General features: G+C 51.7%; 12 protein-coding genes. 5 read left to right on the forward strand and 7 right to left on the reverse strand.

All coding sequences use genetic code 11. The features are described from left to right. Positions 1-3: 3 nt before the first annotated feature. On the reverse strand, positions 4-807 hold the full coding sequence (locus BOC67_RS08200; RefSeq protein WP_291909194.1) for a queuosine precursor transporter: 804 nt from the start codon (positions 805-807) through the stop codon (positions 4-6). A gap of 343 nt (positions 808-1,150) precedes the next feature. Here BOC67_RS08200 and BOC67_RS08205 point away from each other — a divergent pair, with 343 nt between their 5' ends. Beyond that, entirely contained in the window at positions 1,151-3,697 is a 2,547-nt protein-coding gene (locus BOC67_RS08205; RefSeq protein ID WP_291909195.1) for a YfhO family protein, read from the forward strand. Between the two features lie 109 nt (positions 3,698-3,806). After that, positions 3,807-5,309, forward strand: coding sequence for an oligosaccharide flippase family protein (locus BOC67_RS08210; RefSeq protein ID WP_291909197.1), 1,503 nt, complete (start codon positions 3,807-3,809; stop codon positions 5,307-5,309). Here BOC67_RS08210 and BOC67_RS08215 read toward each other — a convergent pair. From BOC67_RS08215 to BOC67_RS08240, 6 genes are all read right to left on the reverse strand, one after another. Then, positions 5,306-6,052: a glycosyltransferase family 2 protein gene (locus BOC67_RS08215; protein ID WP_291909199.1), complete on the reverse strand. Its 747-nt coding sequence runs from the start codon at positions 6,050-6,052 to the stop codon at positions 5,306-5,308. The genes BOC67_RS08210 and BOC67_RS08215 overlap by 4 nt on opposite strands. A 15-nt stretch (positions 6,053-6,067) precedes the next feature. Then, positions 6,068-7,309 (reverse strand): glycosyltransferase, encoded by a 1,242-nt coding sequence (locus tag BOC67_RS08220; protein ID WP_291909201.1) that lies wholly within the window; start codon positions 7,307-7,309, stop codon positions 6,068-6,070. A gap of 3 nt (positions 7,310-7,312) precedes the next feature. Next, positions 7,313-8,311, reverse strand: coding sequence for a polysaccharide deacetylase family protein (locus BOC67_RS08225; RefSeq protein ID WP_291909202.1), 999 nt, complete (start codon positions 8,309-8,311; stop codon positions 7,313-7,315). Then, positions 8,298-8,996 carry a methyltransferase domain-containing protein gene (locus BOC67_RS08230; RefSeq protein ID WP_291909204.1) on the reverse strand — a complete coding sequence of 233 codons (699 nt, stop codon included), beginning with the start codon at positions 8,994-8,996 and terminating at the stop codon, positions 8,298-8,300. The genes BOC67_RS08225 and BOC67_RS08230 overlap by 14 nt, the downstream gene beginning before the upstream one ends. Next, positions 8,989-9,825, reverse strand: a complete 837-nt coding sequence (locus BOC67_RS08235; RefSeq protein ID WP_367115547.1) for a hypothetical protein — start codon at positions 9,823-9,825, stop codon at positions 8,989-8,991. Before BOC67_RS08235 ends, BOC67_RS08230 begins: the two co-directional genes overlap by 8 nt. Before the next feature lie 261 nt (positions 9,826-10,086). Further along, a complete protein-coding gene (locus BOC67_RS08240) occupies positions 10,087-10,770 on the reverse strand; it encodes a C40 family peptidase (protein WP_291909209.1) in 684 nt (227 codons plus the stop codon). Positions 10,771-10,911: 141 nt separating this feature from the next. Between BOC67_RS08240 and dnaE the strand changes: the two genes are divergently transcribed. From dnaE to BOC67_RS08255, 3 genes are all read left to right on the forward strand, one after another. Then, positions 10,912-14,553: a DNA polymerase III subunit alpha gene (dnaE, locus tag BOC67_RS08245; protein WP_291909211.1), complete on the forward strand. Its 3,642-nt coding sequence runs from the start codon at positions 10,912-10,914 to the stop codon at positions 14,551-14,553. Between the two features lie 122 nt (positions 14,554-14,675). Next, the gene (gene trxA, locus BOC67_RS08250) at positions 14,676-14,993 is read left to right on the forward strand and encodes a thioredoxin (RefSeq protein WP_073087077.1); all 318 of its coding nucleotides are present in this window, start codon (positions 14,676-14,678) and stop codon (positions 14,991-14,993) included. A 187-nt stretch (positions 14,994-15,180) separates the two neighbouring features. Next, complete coding sequence (locus BOC67_RS08255) at positions 15,181-17,316, forward strand: M43 family zinc metalloprotease (protein WP_291909215.1); 2,136 nt, start codon at positions 15,181-15,183, stop codon at positions 17,314-17,316. Positions 17,317-17,318 lie beyond the last annotated feature (2 nt).

Genomic DNA, 17,318 nt, shown 5'->3' on the forward strand with positions numbered 1-17,318 from the left:
AACTTACTCATTCACCACCGGCGACTCCACCAACACCTTTCCCATCGCCTCCGCCTTCATCCGTGCCGTCGTCTCCGGACCCAGGTACTTATTAATCCGGTGCTCCAGGAAATAAATCAACGGCGTCAACGCCACCGCTACCACGGCCTTATACGTATAATTCACCACGCAGATCGCCAGCACCAGCTGCCAGCTCCATCCCTGCCCGAGCTTAAACGCAATGTACAATACGATAAAACTATCCACCAGCTGGGATACCAGCGTGGAGCCCGTCGCCCGCAGCCACACATACTTTTCGCCGGTGCGCTTTTTAATCTTGTGAAAAACCGTCACATCCACAATCTGGCTCACGAGGAAAGCCGTCAGGCTGCCGAGGATGATCCACATCCCCTGGCCGAAGATGCTTTCAAACGCCACCTGCATGTCCGGGATGCCTTCTGCCTGGTGACTCCCTTTCCAGAAGTCCGATGCCGGCACCTTCATGGCTACAAAAAACATCAGGAAAGCATAGGTGATCAGCACCACCGCGGTATAGGATATACGCTTTACCGCCTTCGGGCCGTAATATTCATTCACAATATCCGTCATCACAAATTCCAGCGGCCATAACAGCACGCCGGCCGTGAGCGTTACGGACAGCCCGCTCTGCCCAAACAGGGTAAACGTGTGCACGGGTAACCCCAGCAATTTTTCAAGAGAGAACAGCTTTCCGCCGATACATTCCGCCAGCAGCGCGTTGGCAACAAAAAAACAGGCAAATCCGATGAATAGCTTCGTAGGCTTATCATCCAATATTTTCTTCATCATCAGAATGAAACTATGAGTTGAACTATAAGTATTGCAAGATTCGACAAATATACCCACGGCGGGAGTGATTTCCATTCAATTTTCCGGAGGAGCAGCAACACGCCCACGACTATACTCAATAAAAAGTTCGTTGGAAACGCAATCCCTACCCCCAATACCAGCACATGCTTCACCAAACCGTCCCAGTTATGGTTATACGCTGTAATACGTAAAATTTCTCCGGCAATAAAGCACAGATTACAGATAAATACAAATTTTAACAGAAAACGTATCAGGCGCATATTGAAATTTCGGATAAATTACAGTTATTTTTGTTTCTTTAAAACTAAATTCAAAATATCCGATGAAGCAAAACTGGCTAAAAGCCATACTTCCACATCTGGCAGCGATCGGGATCTTCCTGATCCTGGCAACTGTTTACTGTGCGCCCGTTCTTGAAGGGAAAGTGGTAAACCAGTCCGACATGATGAACGTGCAGGGAATGGCCAAAGAAGCAAAAGATTACTACCAGCAGACCGGCGATGTTCCCTTGTGGTCCAACAGCATGTTCGGGGGTATGCCCACCTATGTGGTGTACACCGGCCCAAACCCCAACAAAATATCGGTGGTCAACAAAGCCGTGTGCCTGTTTTTGCCCGACCCTATCAACATGCTCTTCCTGGCCATGGTATGTATGTACGTACTGGCCTGCGTATTAGATATTAAGTACTGGATCAGGATCGCCGGCGCTATCGCCTTCGCATTCTGTACCTATAATGTGATCATCATCGACGTGGGCCACATCACCAAGATGTACGATATCGCCCTCATGCCGGCTGTGTTTGCAGGCATCCTGCTCACCTACAAACAGCGCTACCTGAGCGGCGCGGCACTCACCCTGCTGGCCACCTCCCTGTTTATCTACAACAACCACCTGCAGATAATTTATTACGCGCTGATCTGCATCGGCGTACTCGCCATTGCCGCATTTGTGCATGCCAGGAAGCAAAAGCAACTGCCGGCATTCTTCAAAGCATCCGCCATCCTCGTGGGTATGTGCGTGCTGAGTATTTTGCCAAACATGAACTCACTGCTCATCACGCATGAGTACACGGATTATACCATGCGCGGCAGCAAATCGGAATTAACCATCCACTCCCCTGAAGAATCCGGTACGTCTAAGAAAGATACCAAATCCACCGGGCTGGATATCGACTACGCGTACGACTGGAGCTATGGCGTGGGCGAATCCTTTACCCTCCTCATTCCCGGCTACGCAGGCAACTCGTCCAGCGCCAGACCAGGCCCCGGCTCCCATACCTTCGACGCGCTCGTGAAAGTAGGCGCGCCGGAAGCGCAGGCGGAGCAAATCCTCCAACAGGCGCCTTTCCCGATGTACCACGGCGATCAGCCGAAAGGCACATCCGGCCCCGTTTACGTAGGCGCTATCATCTGCCTGCTGGTCATGATCTCCTTCCTGATCGTACGCAGCTGGCATATGTGGTGGCTGATCCCTATCACCATCATAGGGTTCATCCTCTCCTGGGGTAACCATTTTATGGTTATCAACGAATTCCTTTTCTACCACTTACCTTACTATAATAAGTTCCGCGCTCCTGCCATGGCGCTGGTGATCCCGTCCTTCTCCTTTGTGGTGATGGCCATCCTCGCATTGCAGGAAATCGTTTCCGGCAACCTCAGCACCCCCGTACTGCTGAAAAAGCTCCAACACGGCGCCCTGGCCACAGCCGGCGTGATCGTGGTATTCGGCATCGCCGGCAGCTCCATGATGAGCATGACCAGCCACCACGATGCCCAGCTCCTCACCAGCTTCACCCAGTATTTCGGCGGAGAGGAAAATGCCAGAAGCATCATCCGAGGACTGGAAAAAGACAGGGCCGCCCTCGTACTGAAAGATTCCTTCCGCTCCCTGGTATTCATCCTCATTGCCGCAGGCGCGCTCTGGGCTTACCTGAAAAGCAAGATCAACATCAAAGTACTGGCAGTGGTGCTGATCGGCGCCATCACTATCGACCTCTGGCAGCAGGATAAAAAATACCTCAACAACGATAGCTTTGTAGACGAATCTACTTTCATGGCGGAACTGCAGCCTTCTGCGGCCGACCTTGAAATCAAAAAGGACCCGGACCCATACTACCGCGTGTGGAACCTCACCGCGCCGCTGGATAATGCCGCTCCGTCCTATTTCCATAAAAACATCGGCGGTTATAGTCCGGCCAAACTCTGGATCTACCAGGATATGCTGGATCACCTGCTGATCCCGGCTTACCAGCACATCGCCACCGGCAAGCCTACCACCCAGGATATGCGCATCCTCAACATGCTCAATACCAAATACCTCATCTACCCTGGTCAGAACAACCAACTGGTAGCACAACGCAACCCGGATGCCTACGGCAACGCATGGTTTGTAAAAGGTATCGTATATGCGCCGGATGCCAACAGCGAAATGACTACGCTGCAATCCCTCAACGTGAAGGACAGCGCCGTGGTGGACAAACGCTTCCAGCCTAAGCTGGGCGGCGCTTTCCAACCCGTGGCAGATTCCGCGGCGAGCATCAGGCTCACCAAATACGGCCTCAATAACCTGGAATACGCTTCCAGCAACAACCACGAAGGTTTTGCCGTATTCTCCGATATCTACTACCCTGCCGGCTGGTACGCCTATATCGACGGTAAGGAAACGGATATCATCCGCACCAACTACGGTTTACGCGGCCTGAAAATCCCTGCCGGTCAGCATAAGATCGAAATGAAATTTGCGCCGCCTACCTATTTCAAAGGCGTAAAGATCGCAGGCATCTCCTCTTTCCTCGTGATCCTGCTGGTGATCGGCGGCTTTGTAGCCCAGGCCCTGCTGGACAAAAAACAACAAAACGCAGGCAAGTAACTGCCTGACCATCATTAAATACCAGGCGGGTGTTTCCATAATGGAAACACCCGCTTTATTTCAGCCGGGCTGCTTATCTTTGCCCGAATCGATAAACTCTCACTTTTAAATGGGTATTGTAAGAAAACAAAGTTTATATTCCTCTATCTCTATATATATTGGTTTTGCATTCGGTGCATTTAACCAATTGGTATTGTTTCCCCGTTTACTGAATGCAGAGCAATATGGCCTCAAGGGCGTACTGATCGACGTAGCCACGCTGATGGCCATGGTGGCGTCCCTCGGCGCCGTTCCGGCCATCAATAAATTCTTCCCGTTCTATAAGGATTACCTGACCAAAAAAACGAACGACCTCCCCTTTATCACCAGCATCGTTGCCGCCATCGGGTTTATCCTCTTCGTCATTTTCAGCTTTATTTTCAAAGGCCTGATCGTCCAGAAATTCAGCGGCAACTCCAAATTGTTTGTCGATTACTTCTACATCGTATATCCCCTCACGTTCTTTATCCTCGCCTACAACCTCCTGGAAGCCTTTGCCTGGGGCCTCAAAAAAACCGTGGCCTCCAACTTCCTGAAAGAGAACCTGCTGCGGGTAGCCACCACCGTTGTACTCATCATTTACGGCATCGGCCAGTTCAGCTTCAGCACTTTCCTGCTGCTGTTTTGCCTGCCCTACGCCCTCATCGCCATCCTGCTCTGGTGGGTGATCTACCGCACAAACGAACTGAAAACCGTACCCAAACTCAGCCAGGTAACGCGGCGCATGAAAAAACGTATCCTTATTTTCAGCGGGTATGTGTTTTCAGCGAACGTATTTGCGCTGCTGGCCCGCACAAACGACCTGCTGATCATGTCCAGCATCATCGGCCTGGAAGCCGCGGGGGTCTATAGTATCGCGACCTTCGTTGCCAGCCTGATCGAGGTACCGCAACGAAGCATGTACGCCATTACCACACCCATCCTTTCCCAGGCCTGGAAAGACAGGGACCTGTCCAAAATACAGTCCCTCTATTCCAAAAGCTCCATCACCCTCATCATCCTCGGCCTCGGCATATTCGGCGTCATCTGGTGCAGCCAGCATAATTTAGTGCTGTTCCTCAACCACTTCCTGGATGCCAACCAGCAATCCGTGATCCCGCAGGTGATCCTGGTGCTCTGCATCGCGAAGCTGATAGACCTGATCACAGGGGTCAACAATATCGTGATCCAGACCTCCAATTTCTGGCGGTTCGACTTCATCACCTCCATCTGCTTTGTACTGGTATCGCTGTTCCTCACCTACTACCTGCAAAAACATTTTGAAATCCTAGGGGCAGCATATGCCACGCTGATCAGCGTTTCGCTGAACAACATCGTTCGGTTCGGCTTTATCTGGATTAAATTCGGCATGCAGCCGCTGAGCGTCAAAACGCTGATCACGCTGGTACTGGGCGCTGCCTGCATCGGCCTCACCCTGCTGATCCCGTTTGCATGGAACCTCTACGTGGATACCATGGTCAGGACCATCGTTTTCATAATTCTCTACGTACCGGCTGTCATCGCCCTCAGGCTGTCGGAAGATATTAATGGAATGTGGACGATGGTGTATGAAAAAATCAGGAAGCGCGCTTAATACTTCTTCTTAACGATATAACGGCCCACGATATACAGGTGATGCAGGAAGTTGGACACCTTGCCGTAGTAATGATCCAGGATGCGGTAACGTTCCTTCCAGGCCAGGCGCTGCCGCTGTTTGGAGGCGCCGCCCACCCGGAATCCGGCAATTACGAGGCGCGTATTGCAACAGGTCTTCGCCTGTTTTAATACCTGTATCATCCAGTCGATATCGGCGCAAACTTTGTATTGCAGGTCATACGCCGGACTGATGGCGCGTTTCACGATGAATGCCTGGTGGGACACCACCATGCCATGCTGCAGGCTTTTCCAGTGAAGGTGTTCCGGTACTTTATGAGGCGTTTGCTGTGACCTCAACCCCAACGGGCTGCCATCTTCCGCCAGGAACATCGCTTCCCCGTAATAGACATCCGCATCCGGGCAGGCCGCGAAAGTTTTTTCCAGCACCTGGTTATCATGCAGCAGGTCATCCGCATTCAGGAAGTACACGTAATCCCCGGTGGCTGCCTTCAAACCCTTGTTCATGGCGTCGTACAGCCCTTTATCTTTTTCGGATATTACGGTGGCGATGCGGTCGCGGTACCGCTCCACTACGGCCATGGTGCCGTCTTTGGAAGCGCCGTCCACGATAATGAATTCAATATGCGGATACGTTTGAGCTAACACACTTTGAATGGTCTTCTCAATATGCTTTTCCGCATTATAACATACAGTTATGATACTGATAACCGGTTGAGTCACTTTGAACCTGTTTGTTTACGAATGGCGCGCTACAGCGGCAAATAACTGATGGTATTGTGCTGCTATAGTTTCCATCCCAAAATGTTGGATAATATATTTTCTTGTTTGGAGAGAAAATTGTGCCCGCTTATCATCGTCTGCCAGTAAATCCAGCACTGCGCCGGCGAACTGCCGGTAGTCACCAGGTCGTACGACATACCCCGTCTGCCCATGACGTACAATTTCAGCACAGCCGCCTACATCAAAAGTGACGCAGGGGGTAGCGCAACTACCTGCCTCTATCAATACATTCGGCAGCGTATCCGCCTTGGTAGGGTATATGAATATATCGCTGGCGCTGTAGCATTGCATCATTTTCTCCATGCCGCTCACATAGCCGGTATAGATGCCTTTCAGGTGCTTGTACTCCACAGGCAGCCTGTCCTTCCCGATCATGAGCAGGTACACCTCCCTGTCCAGCTGCTCATCCAGCAAAGATAACACCTGCAGCAACTCCTTCCCGCCTTTGAACTCGCTGGCAAACAGCCGTTCGGATACAAAGCTGATCACCGGCCAGTCTTCCGTAAGGCCCAGGGCCGCCCGGGAGGAGGCTTTATCCTGCGGCAGGTATTGATCCGTATCAATGGGGTTGGGAATGTGGTAGAGCGGTTTGTTTTTAGTCAGCGGACTTTCCTTCGTCATGTTGTACAACCATTCCGCCGGCGATACGATGTACAGGTCGCTTGCCGCATACAGCCGCTGCTTGCGGCGGATGAGGTATTTGCCGTTATTGATACCCGTAGCGGGTGCGTGCTTATGCTCCCCTTTGGCCGGCAGCGCGGCTTTCCAGGAAGTGTCCCCGAAGGTATGCGCCGCGTTGGCAGTAATGGCCCACATATCGTGCAGGGTCCATACAATCGGCGCGTATTGCGATAACTTAGGCAGCAATGCCGCGTCAAAATAACCGCCGTGAATATTATGCAGGCTGATGACATCCGGTTTAAAGCGCTTCACCGTATCCATGATCACCGCGGAGGAGAAGGGAAACCAGAGGTATTGCAGCCCCATGAGGTTACTGGCTACGTTCCAGCCTCTTTCTATGAAGTTGATAACGGGGCCTTTGCGGGTCACCGTTACGTTGGCCGCTTTCGTATGATGCGTACCTGCTATAAAATGATTTTCCGTATGATAATATTTTTCCAGCGCAGCACCAATCCGCTGCCCTGCTATGGCAGCTCCCCCGCTATTTTCATACCTGTTTATAAAAAGTACTTTCACCTGTTATAGTTTAAAAAAGCGCTCCATTTTTTGCCTGAATACATCGGCCGGCCAGTCGCGCACCAATATCCGCGGCAGCGCAAACGGATTGCTCCACGTGTGTACCTGCCCGTAATAGTTCGCGCAGACCATTTCCAAACCCAGCTCCCTGCAGGCTTTGATACTATCCGCATTGTAATAGCGTTTGCTGCCGAGGAACTTCCTGCCCCCGAAAGGATAGGAAAAATGTTGCATGCGCTCCTGCAAAAGTGATTCCAATATCTCCTTACTCTGCCCTATTTCCTGCAGTTGCTGTGCATAGGGCAGCATGCCAACCGCCGGGTGGCGGTGCGTATGGCAGCCGATGCGCACATACTTGCTGGCAGCCATGGCCTTCAGTTCGTCGAAGGTCATCATGCGGTGGGTAGGCCTTCCTTCCCCGTCGCAGCCAGCCCAGGTGTAGAGGTACTGCATGGCCTGGTCGATCACATCCGGCGCGCAAAACCGCAGGATGGCCTGTAAGTCATAATATGCATCCCGGGTTGTCGCCGCGGTGGCCGTATTGAAATGGTGGGCAACGCCGTTGATGGTGATAGACAGCGCAGCCGGTAACGGGCGCCCGGTGAGGAGTACCCGTTCCAGGTCGTCCCACCACTGTTCCTTGCTGGTATTAAGCTTGGAGGTAGTGATATAGAAAAGTGCAGGCGTGGCCCGCTGCGTCATGATGGGCAGGGCTTCCAGGTAGTTGTCCGCATACCCGTCGTCAAAAGTGACGAGTACGGACCGCTCCGGGAAAGGCTTTCCGGCTTTTACATAGTGCAGGAACCGGTCCGCATCCAATACGTTATAGGAAGATTGAAGATGTTGCAGCTGCGCATCGAAGTTGGCAGGGCTCACGGCCAGCTCCTGCGGATCGGCAGATAAGTCCGTAACCCGGTGATACAGGAGGATCACCGCGGGCCGCTGTATCTTGTTGGCAACAAAATTCGTTGCGGAAAATATCAGGTCACTAAGCTTTCCCATTGGCTTTTTTCGTTGCTCTGATGCTGATGATAACAGGATAAACGGGATCATGATAATCCAGCTCTTCCCGGGTCACTTCCTCCGAAGAGATGCCGTGGAAAAGCGCGGTAGCCGCCAGTACATTACCATACGCCTGCACGGTAACGTTGCCTTCGCCGAATATTTCGTCAAACACCCGCTGGGCCGATTTGGTGGTAAAACGCCAGTAATCGCCCCAGCGCTGCATGTCGTACGCGGAGATCTGCGATACGCCGGCCAGCGTGGCCAGCAATACCCCGCCCGGTTTCAGGAGATAGTAAGCTCCCTCGATGGCGGTTTTATAATCGTAAATGAAATTGAAGGTCTGTGTGCAGATGAAGCAGTCGATCTGGTTTTCCGGCAGGGATTTGATATCCGTGAGGTCGCCCTGGATGGTTACATGCGCGCCTGGCTGCGTATGCAATACTTCAAATTTGGTCACCTGCTGCCCGAACTGCTTGGAATAGGAACTTTCCGCAATCTCCAGTACATGCCCGTGAATATCGGATAAATGCTGTTGCAGGAAACTTTCAATGTAATAGCGGTCTACAGGAGTACCACGATCGAATCCGAACGTCGTGGAAATAGGTTTCACGCTGCGGAGGTTATTCCAGTTTAACGGGGCTACTACTTCCCTTTTAAACTTCTTGAGTATCTTTTTAAGCATTGCCTGCAATTTTGCGCCAGATTTTAATAAGCTTATCCCTGACTTTTTCCCGGATGGTCATTCCTGCATTCTTACGCAGGAATACGCCGAAGCGTTTTTCTATTTCCAGGTTGTTCACCACGGGAATATCTTTCACCGGTATGACGCCGGGGTAAAGTTCAGTGTAGGTATAATCGTGTACGGTATAGTGGTGCGTAGCGCTGGGCACATTCCCATCGTGGCGCACGAGCGATTTCGTGGGATAGAGCGTCAGCATATCATGCAGGTAAGCGGCGGCTCTCCACCGGATGGCCCAGGAGCTTACTTTCCCCTGCTGTTGCTGATGCAGCATACGGAAGAAGGGATATCCGCCCCAGAAGTCAAATTCAGGCCGCAGCCCGCGATCCTTAATTTGTTGGATCAGTTTGGCAGAATCCGGCTCAAACTTGCTCCAGGCGCGCGCCCAGGTACCCCAGCCCCAGCAGCCGGGATCATGAATGGTCAGGGTGTCGTGCGGGTAATCCGCCGGTATCTGTATCGGGTAAATGTAGCCGTGAATCGCCAGCATTTTTTCATCCGCCTCGTATTTCACAAGCGCCTCGTTCATATATGCGAGGAAGTGCGGCGCTACGACCAGGTCGTCTTCCAGGACGATGATGCGGCCAAACTGGTTCACGATTTTCGTCACGCCGTAGATGATGGAATTGGCCAGCCCTTTGTTCTGCTGCGCTTCTTCTATGATCACCTCCCTGCACCATTGCCGGCTGCGCACAATCCTTCTCGTTTCAGCTACCAGTGCCAGCTGCTCTTCGGACGCTCCCGGTTTGGGACCATCGCAAAATATATACAAACTGCTTTCAGCAGCTTCCTTATTACGACTTAAGTGTTCTAAAGTACTGAGAGTCAGTTCAGGACGATTATAAACAAATAATACTACGGGCGCCAGTTCCATTAAGGATATTCTATATTTACAAAGCCGTGAAAATAGGACAAATGCCACAATTAAACAAATAAACGCAACCACCCCGGCATGGCCGGAAAGGCTGCATTTACGGGCTGTACGAGCGGATGTACTAACGTAGCAGACTATACGAAACAGGGAGCAGGCCGGTTATAATCTGCCGGCGCCGGCATAATATTTTTTCCAGTACATTTCGTTCAGGTCACTGATCATCACCCCGTTACTGGTGCTGGCATGAACGAATTTATCGTTGTTGAGATAGATACCTACGTGCGAGATGCGTTTGTGATGGATCCTGAAGAAGACGAGGTCCCCTTCCTTCAGCTGCTGCCTGCCCAGGCGGGTCACCTGGTTGTAGAGCTGTACGGAATTGCCGATCAGGTTCAGCTGAAACACCGTGTTCATCAGCATGTTCACAAACCCGCTGCAATCAATCCCCTCCTTGCTTTTACCGCCCATGCGGTAAGGGGTGCCCATCCAGTCGTCAATGAAATTATACAACTTGCCATTCAGCACGGATTCCACCGGCACGTCCAGCAGCTGGGAGTATTTGAACTGCCAGCTGGCGGCATTTTCCAGTACGGAACTGCCCAGGCTCACATTAGAGCTGATGGCAACATTTTTACTGTGGTTCGGATTTACGACTTCTTTAGGTTTTTGCCTTGTTGATATGCCTTCAATAAATTGTACCCGTTGCGCGGAATGATTGCCCGCAGTGGCCGGAGTGGCCTTCCCGGTGGATTTGGAGGTACTCTTATGAAGTGTCGAACAGGAACTAAGTGACAATGCACAAACCGATAATTTCACAATTAAATTCCTCTTTACACGCTTCATAATTATTGGACTGGTTAATTTTTCGCTAAAATATTTAAGATTTTCGAATTTCCATGGACGACGCGCTTCAAAATTTACTCACATAGAACGCTTTAAGGATTATTTTCCGACATTTGCTGTCTGACAAAAGAGGATAGCAAGATGAATTTCTCCCACTTACACGTACACACGCAATTTTCCCTGCTGGATGGCGCTGCCGACATAAAATCGCTGTACAAAAAAGCGATGGCTTCCAATCAGCCCGCACTGGCTATTACAGACCATGGAAATATGTTCGGTGTATTTCAGTTTGTGGCAGAAGCTTACAATAACAAACTGAACCCCGCCGATCCGAAGGATAAACGCCTGAAAGTGAAACCTATTGTGGGCTGCGAATTTTATCTCGTGGAAAACCGCCACAAAAGGTCGTTCACCCGCGAGGAAAAAGATATCCGCTACCACCAGGTGCTGCTGGCAAAAGATGATGAAGGTTACCGCAACCTCATCAAACTATGCTCGCTCGGATACATGGAAGGGCTCTATGGTAAATACCCCCGTATCGATAAAGAGCTGGTATTACAATATCATAAAGGGCTCATCGCCACTACCTGCTGCCTCGGCGCCTCCGTGCCCAAAACCATTCTCCGCAAAGGCGAAGAAGAAGGTGAAAAGGAATTCAGATGGTGGCTCGATCTTTTTGGTGAGGACTTCTATGTAGAACTCCAGCGCCACGGCATTCCCGAACAGGAACAGGTAAACGCAGTGCTGCTGCGCTTCGCTCAAAAATATAACGTAAAAGTCATTGCCTCCAACGACTCCCACTACGTGGACCAGTCGGATGCCAATGCGCATGATATCCTGCTCTGTATCAACACCGGCGAAAAGAAAAGTACGCCAACGATGAAGGAGTTTGCAGACGATGACGTGTCCGTAAAAAACCGGCGCTTCGCCTTCTACAACGACCAGTTCTATTTCAAAACCACGGAAGAGATGTCGGCCCTGTTCCACGACCTTCCGCAGGCGATCGACAATACCAACGAAATCGTGGATAAGGTGCAGCTGCTGGACCTCAAGCGGGATATCCTCCTGCCCAACTTCCCTATCCCGAAAGAATTTTTCACGCAGGACCAGTACCTGCGCCACCTGACCTTCGAAGGAGCCCGCACCCGCTATACGGAAATGACGGCGGAAGTGGAAGAACGCCTCAACTTCGAACTGCAGGTAATTGAAAACATGGGATTTGCCGGCTACTTCCTCATCGTGTCCGACTTCATCAAGGCCGGCCGCGATCTGGGCGTATTCATCGGCCCCGGCCGCGGATCGGCCGCCGGTTCCGCCGTAGCTTACTGCATCGGCATCACCAACATCGATCCCATCAAATACAACCTCCTGTTTGAGCGTTTCCTTAACCCGGAACGTAAGAGCATGCCCGATATTGATACGGACTTCGATGATGAAGGCCGTCAGAAAGTAATCGACTACGTAGTACAGAAATATGGCCGTAACCAGGTGGCGCAAATCATCACCTACGGTACCATGGCCGCTAAAATGAGTATCAAGGACGTGGCCCGCGTAATGGACCTCCCCCTGCCGGAATCCAACGCCCTGGCCAAACTGGTGCCTGAAAAACCGGGCATCCAGCTGGATCGTATCTTCAACGCGCCGCTGGAAGGCGAAAAAAGCCTCGCTGAAAAAGAAGGCCTCGCCGGTGAAGATATCGAGAACGTTAAAAAACTCCGTGAACTCATCAAAGGAGACGACCTGCAGGGAGAAGTACTCCGCGAAGCCTGCGTACTGGAAGGTTCCGTGCGTAACACAGGCATCCACGCGGCAGGTATCATCATCGCGCCGCAGGACCTCTACGACCTGATCCCCGTTTCCACCGCCAAGGACTCCGACCTCCTCGTGACCCAGTTCGAAGGCAGCATCATCGAGAGCGCCGGCGTAATCAAAATGGACTTCCTCGGGCTCAAAACCCTTACCATCATCAAGGGCGCCCTGGAACTGATCCGCCAAAACCACGGCGTGGAAATCGAAATCGATAACATCCCGCTCGACGACGCCAAGACCTATGAGCTCTATCAGAAAGGCGAAACCAACGCCACCTTCCAGTTCGAGTCCGCCGGTATGCAGAAATACCTGCGCGAACTGAAGCCGGACCGTTTCGACGATCTGATCGCCATGAACGCCTTGTACCGTCCGGGCCCGCTCGAGTATATCCCGGCGTTTATCCGCCGTAAACACGGCCTGGAACCCACCACCTACGACCTCCCTGAAATGGAGGAATACCTCAACGATACCTACGGTATCACGGTGTACCAGGAGCAGGTGATGTTGCTCAGCCAGAAGCTGGCCGGCTTCTCCAAAGGAGATGCCGACGTACTGCGTAAGGCCATGGGTAAAAAACAAAAGGCCGTACTGGATAAAATGAAATCGCAGTTCATGGAAGGTTGCCAGAAAAACGGGCATGACCTCAAGATCTGCGATAAGGTATGGACCGACTGGGAGGCATTCGCATCCTACGCGTTCAACAAATCCCACGCTACCTGCTATGCGTTCGTAGCTTACCAGACCGCCTACCTGAAAGCCCACTACCCTGCGGAATACATGGCGGCCGTGCTGAACAACGCCAGCAATATTGAAAAGATCACCTTCTTCATGGAAGAGTGTAAACGCATGGGCATCGACGTATTGCCGCCGGATGTGAATGAATCGTTCAAAGGTTTTGCGGTGAACAAACAAGGCCAGATCCGCTTTGGCCTCGGCGGCCTCAAAGGCGTGGGCGAAGCGGCCGTGGAAAACCTGCTGGAAGAACGTAAACGGGAAGGCAACTTCAAATCCATCTTCGACTTTATCAAACGCGTAAACCAACGCGCTGTCAATAAAAAATCATTGGAGGCCCTGGCCATGTCCGGCGCCTTCGACTGCTTCCCTGAACTCCACAGGGCGCAATATTTCCACAAACCTGAAAACGACCCGCTCACCGGTATCGACCGTATCGTGAAATTCGGGCAACAGGTCACTGCCGGCTCCTCGACCATGGGCAGCCTCTTTGGCGCCGATGAACTGCCGGATGTGGAACCGCCGAAAATCCCGCCCTGCGACCAATGGCCGCTGATCATGAAGCTCAATAACGAGCGGGATGTAACAGGTATCTATATCTCCGGCCACCCGCTGGACGATTACCGCTTCGAAATGAAGCATTACCAGATGAATACCGTGCAGGAACTCCTGGAATACCAGGCCGAAATCACTACCCCCGGCAGCACCGGTGGCCGCGCCCGGGAAAAGAACTTCCGCCTCGCCGTATTCATCACCAACGCACAGGAAAGGATTTCCAGGAATAACCGCCAGTTCGGTATTATGACCATCGAGGATTATACCGGCAAGTTCGAGTTTGCCCTCTGGAGCGAAGACTTTATCCGCTTTGCCCCTTACCTCAAACCGGGATTATGCCTGTTTATCAACGGGGGCTTCAAATCCAAGCGTTTTAACGACAATGAATACGAGTTTAAGGTAAACAGCATCCAGCTGCTGCAGGAGGTGAAAAAGACTCATACCAAGCAGGTATTCCTGATGACCTCTCCCAAGACGATCACCCGGCAGACGGTGGACTTCCTGGTAGAGAACGTCAACCGCTACCCCGGTAACAGTACCATGCATGTTCACCTGACAGATCTGGACACCCAAATGCAGGCTAAACTCCACACTTTCAACCGCAATATTGAAATGAATGACGAGTTGGCACAGTATCTGGCTAAACAGCCGGATATCGATGTGTATATAGACATAATCAATAAGTAAGATGTCAAAAATGCAGTAATTTGCACGTGGATCAAGATTTGACAGTAATTAGCATTGATTGATCGCAAAGCAGCAGAAAATCAAAACAATCATTATAACAAATCATTTTAAATTTAGAGTATATGGCTTTAGAATTCACAGATGCGAACTTCGAAACTGAAGTTCTGAACAGCGATAAATTAACTGTTATCGACTTTTGGGCTGAATGGTGCGGTCCATGCCGTGCAATCGGTCCGGTAATTGAAGAGCTGTCTAAAGACTACGCAGGTAAAGTAAATATCGGTAAAGTTAACGTGGACCACAATCCTCAGTTATCCGTAAACTACGGTATCACCAGCATCCCTGCTATTCTGTTCGTAAAAGGCGGTAAAGTGGTTGATAAACAAGTAGGTGCAGTTCCTAAATCAGTGCTGGAAAAGAAAATCCAGGCAAACCTCTAATCGGGAATTCACTGATGTGAAATATTCAGTACAGCCCCTCCGGTACCGGAGGGGCTGTCTTTTTTCCGGTCCGCCCACCGGCTCAGGCAGCCTTTACAGCAAAGCGATCCCTTCCCCCTCCCCGTAGCAAGTATAACAAAGAAACGTTATCTTACATCGTCAATTTTACAACCAAATACCCGAGCCTTTGCGCAAACTTTTTCTTATCCTGTTTACCTTATCAGCCGTATCTACGCTGCAGGCGCAGCGCAAATGTGGAACCAGCGAAGTGCTGCAGCAAATGGCAGCCGAAAAACCCGCCATGGCAGCAAGTATCCAGGCATACAACAACAGGCTGCTGCGCGGCCAGGTGCAACAAATGCTGAAAGCGAAAACAGAAGCGCTCCCCCGGGTGGTCACCATCCCGGTGGTCGTGCATATCGTACTCGATAACCCGGCAAGCGTTACGGACGCACAGGTACAGTCGCAAATAGCGGCCCTCAACCTCGATTATACCGCCTCCAATACAGATATCTCCAAAGTTCCGGATGTATGGAAGCCCATCATCGGCAATATGAACATCAATTTCTGCCTGGCCCAGCGCACGCCGGACGGCGAGCCTACCAGCGGCATCGTACGCGTGGCCAGCTCCCGCACGTTCGATATCACCAACGGCGCTCCCGATGTGAAGTATGACGATACCGGCGGCTCCAATGCATGGGACTCCCGCAAATACCTCAATATCTGGGTCACCCGCCTGTCCAGCGGCTACCTCGGCGTCGCTGCCCCTACCGGCAGCGGATTCCAGCCGGAGCAGGAAGGCGTGGTAATCGCCTATAACGCCTTTGGCACCATCGGTAATATCAGCTCCACGTATAATAAAGGCCGCACCGTGACCCACGAAGTAGGCCACTACTTTGGCCTTAAACATATCTGGGGCGATGATAACGGCGACTGCTCCGACGATGACGGCATCACCGATACGCCCCTCCAGGGCGCCAGCAGCTTTGGTTGCTTCACCTTCCCTAAAACGGACCGCTGCTCCCCCGCCGCCCCCGGCATCATGTTCATGAACTATATGGATTATTCGGACGACGCCTGCATGAACCTCTTCACCGCCGGCCAGGTAACGCGCATGCGCTACGTCCTGGAAAATATCAACCCTTCCCTGATGACTTCCGACGGCTGTACGCCGCCGGTGGTGTACCCGGATAATGCGGCTTTGACGCAGCTTTCCGCCCCGGTCGGCAAGCTATGCGATCCGAATATTGCGCCGGTGGTAACGCTGCGGAATAAAGGCGCTAATGCGCTGACCCGGGTAAATATCAATTATCAGCTGAATGGCGGCGCCGTGCATACCTATACCTGGACGGGCAACCTCGCGCCGCTGACTTCCACCAGCGTGACGCTCCCGTCTTCCAACATCCCAATCGGCAACTATAACATCAAAGCCTATACGCAGTTACCCAACGGGCAGCCAGATGGGGACCCCGCTAACGATACAGCTGCCGCCCGTTTCAATTACGACGCGGAAGTAGCGCTCCCGCTCATGGAAGGCTTCGAAAACGACAGCTTCCCGCCTCCCGGCTGGGCTATACGCAACCCTGACAGGAGCTTCACCTGGGAACGCATCCGGGATGTAGGCAGCAACAGCAGCGCCTCCGCCCTCATCCGCAACCTGGGCTATAATACCAACTTCCAGCAAGACGATCTGCTCTCGCCCGTACTGGACCCCCAGGGGCACGACTCCGCCTTCCTCTTTTTTGACGTAGCGGCAGCCGTGTACACAGACCCTGCTACCACCGGCAATATCTGGGACACGTTGCAGATTCATGTGAGCAGCGATTGTATGAACACCACAGAAATGGTCTACCAGAAGTGGGGGCCCAATCTCATTACCCATAAAACCGCCATTCAAACGGAATTTGTTCCTTCCTCCTCCGAATGGCGCAGGGATTCAGTGGATTTAACAGCTGCTGTACGTAAAGGAAAATTTCAAATAGCGTTCAGAAATATCTCAAATTCAGAGAATAACATTTATATTGATAATATCAGGATTGTCACCAGGGATGTGAATGAAGACCTGAGAAAACAGGGCGTCCTCGTGAACCCGAACCCCTCCGGCGGGATCGTTTGGGTCACTTTTTACCAGGTGCCGGAAGACTTGCAGCGGGTGGCTATCTACAACGCCGCAGGGCAGCTGATCACCAGCCAGCCCCCCACTGCTATCAACAGGGCCAACCGCATGACCTTTAATTTGGTAAATGAGCCAAATGGTGTTTATTTTGTAAAATTAATTTACAGGAACAGGGCCAACACCATTAAATTAATGAAAGTAAGATAACG

The organism is Chitinophaga sp. CB10 (assembly GCA_001870995.2).
Lineage (GTDB): Bacteria > Bacteroidota > Bacteroidia > Chitinophagales > Chitinophagaceae > Chitinophaga.

Coding starts and splice junctions, on each gene's coding strand:
- dnaE (WP_291909211.1), top strand. CDS start 10,912: ATGAATTTCTCCCACTTACACGTACACACGCAATTTTCCCTGCTGGAT.
- BOC67_RS08225 (WP_291909202.1), bottom strand. CDS start 8,311: ATGGGAAAGCTTAGTGACCTGATATTTTCCGCAACGAATTTTGTTGCC.
- BOC67_RS08205 (WP_291909195.1), top strand. CDS start 1,151: ATGAAGCAAAACTGGCTAAAAGCCATACTTCCACATCTGGCAGCGATC.
- BOC67_RS08210 (WP_291909197.1), top strand. CDS start 3,807: ATGGGTATTGTAAGAAAACAAAGTTTATATTCCTCTATCTCTATATAT.
- BOC67_RS08200 (WP_291909194.1), bottom strand. CDS start 807: ATGATGAAGAAAATATTGGATGATAAGCCTACGAAGCTATTCATCGGA.
- trxA (WP_073087077.1), top strand. CDS start 14,676: ATGGCTTTAGAATTCACAGATGCGAACTTCGAAACTGAAGTTCTGAAC.
- BOC67_RS08240 (WP_291909209.1), bottom strand. CDS start 10,770: ATGAAGCGTGTAAAGAGGAATTTAATTGTGAAATTATCGGTTTGTGCA.
- BOC67_RS08230 (WP_291909204.1), bottom strand. CDS start 8,996: ATGCTTAAAAAGATACTCAAGAAGTTTAAAAGGGAAGTAGTAGCCCCG.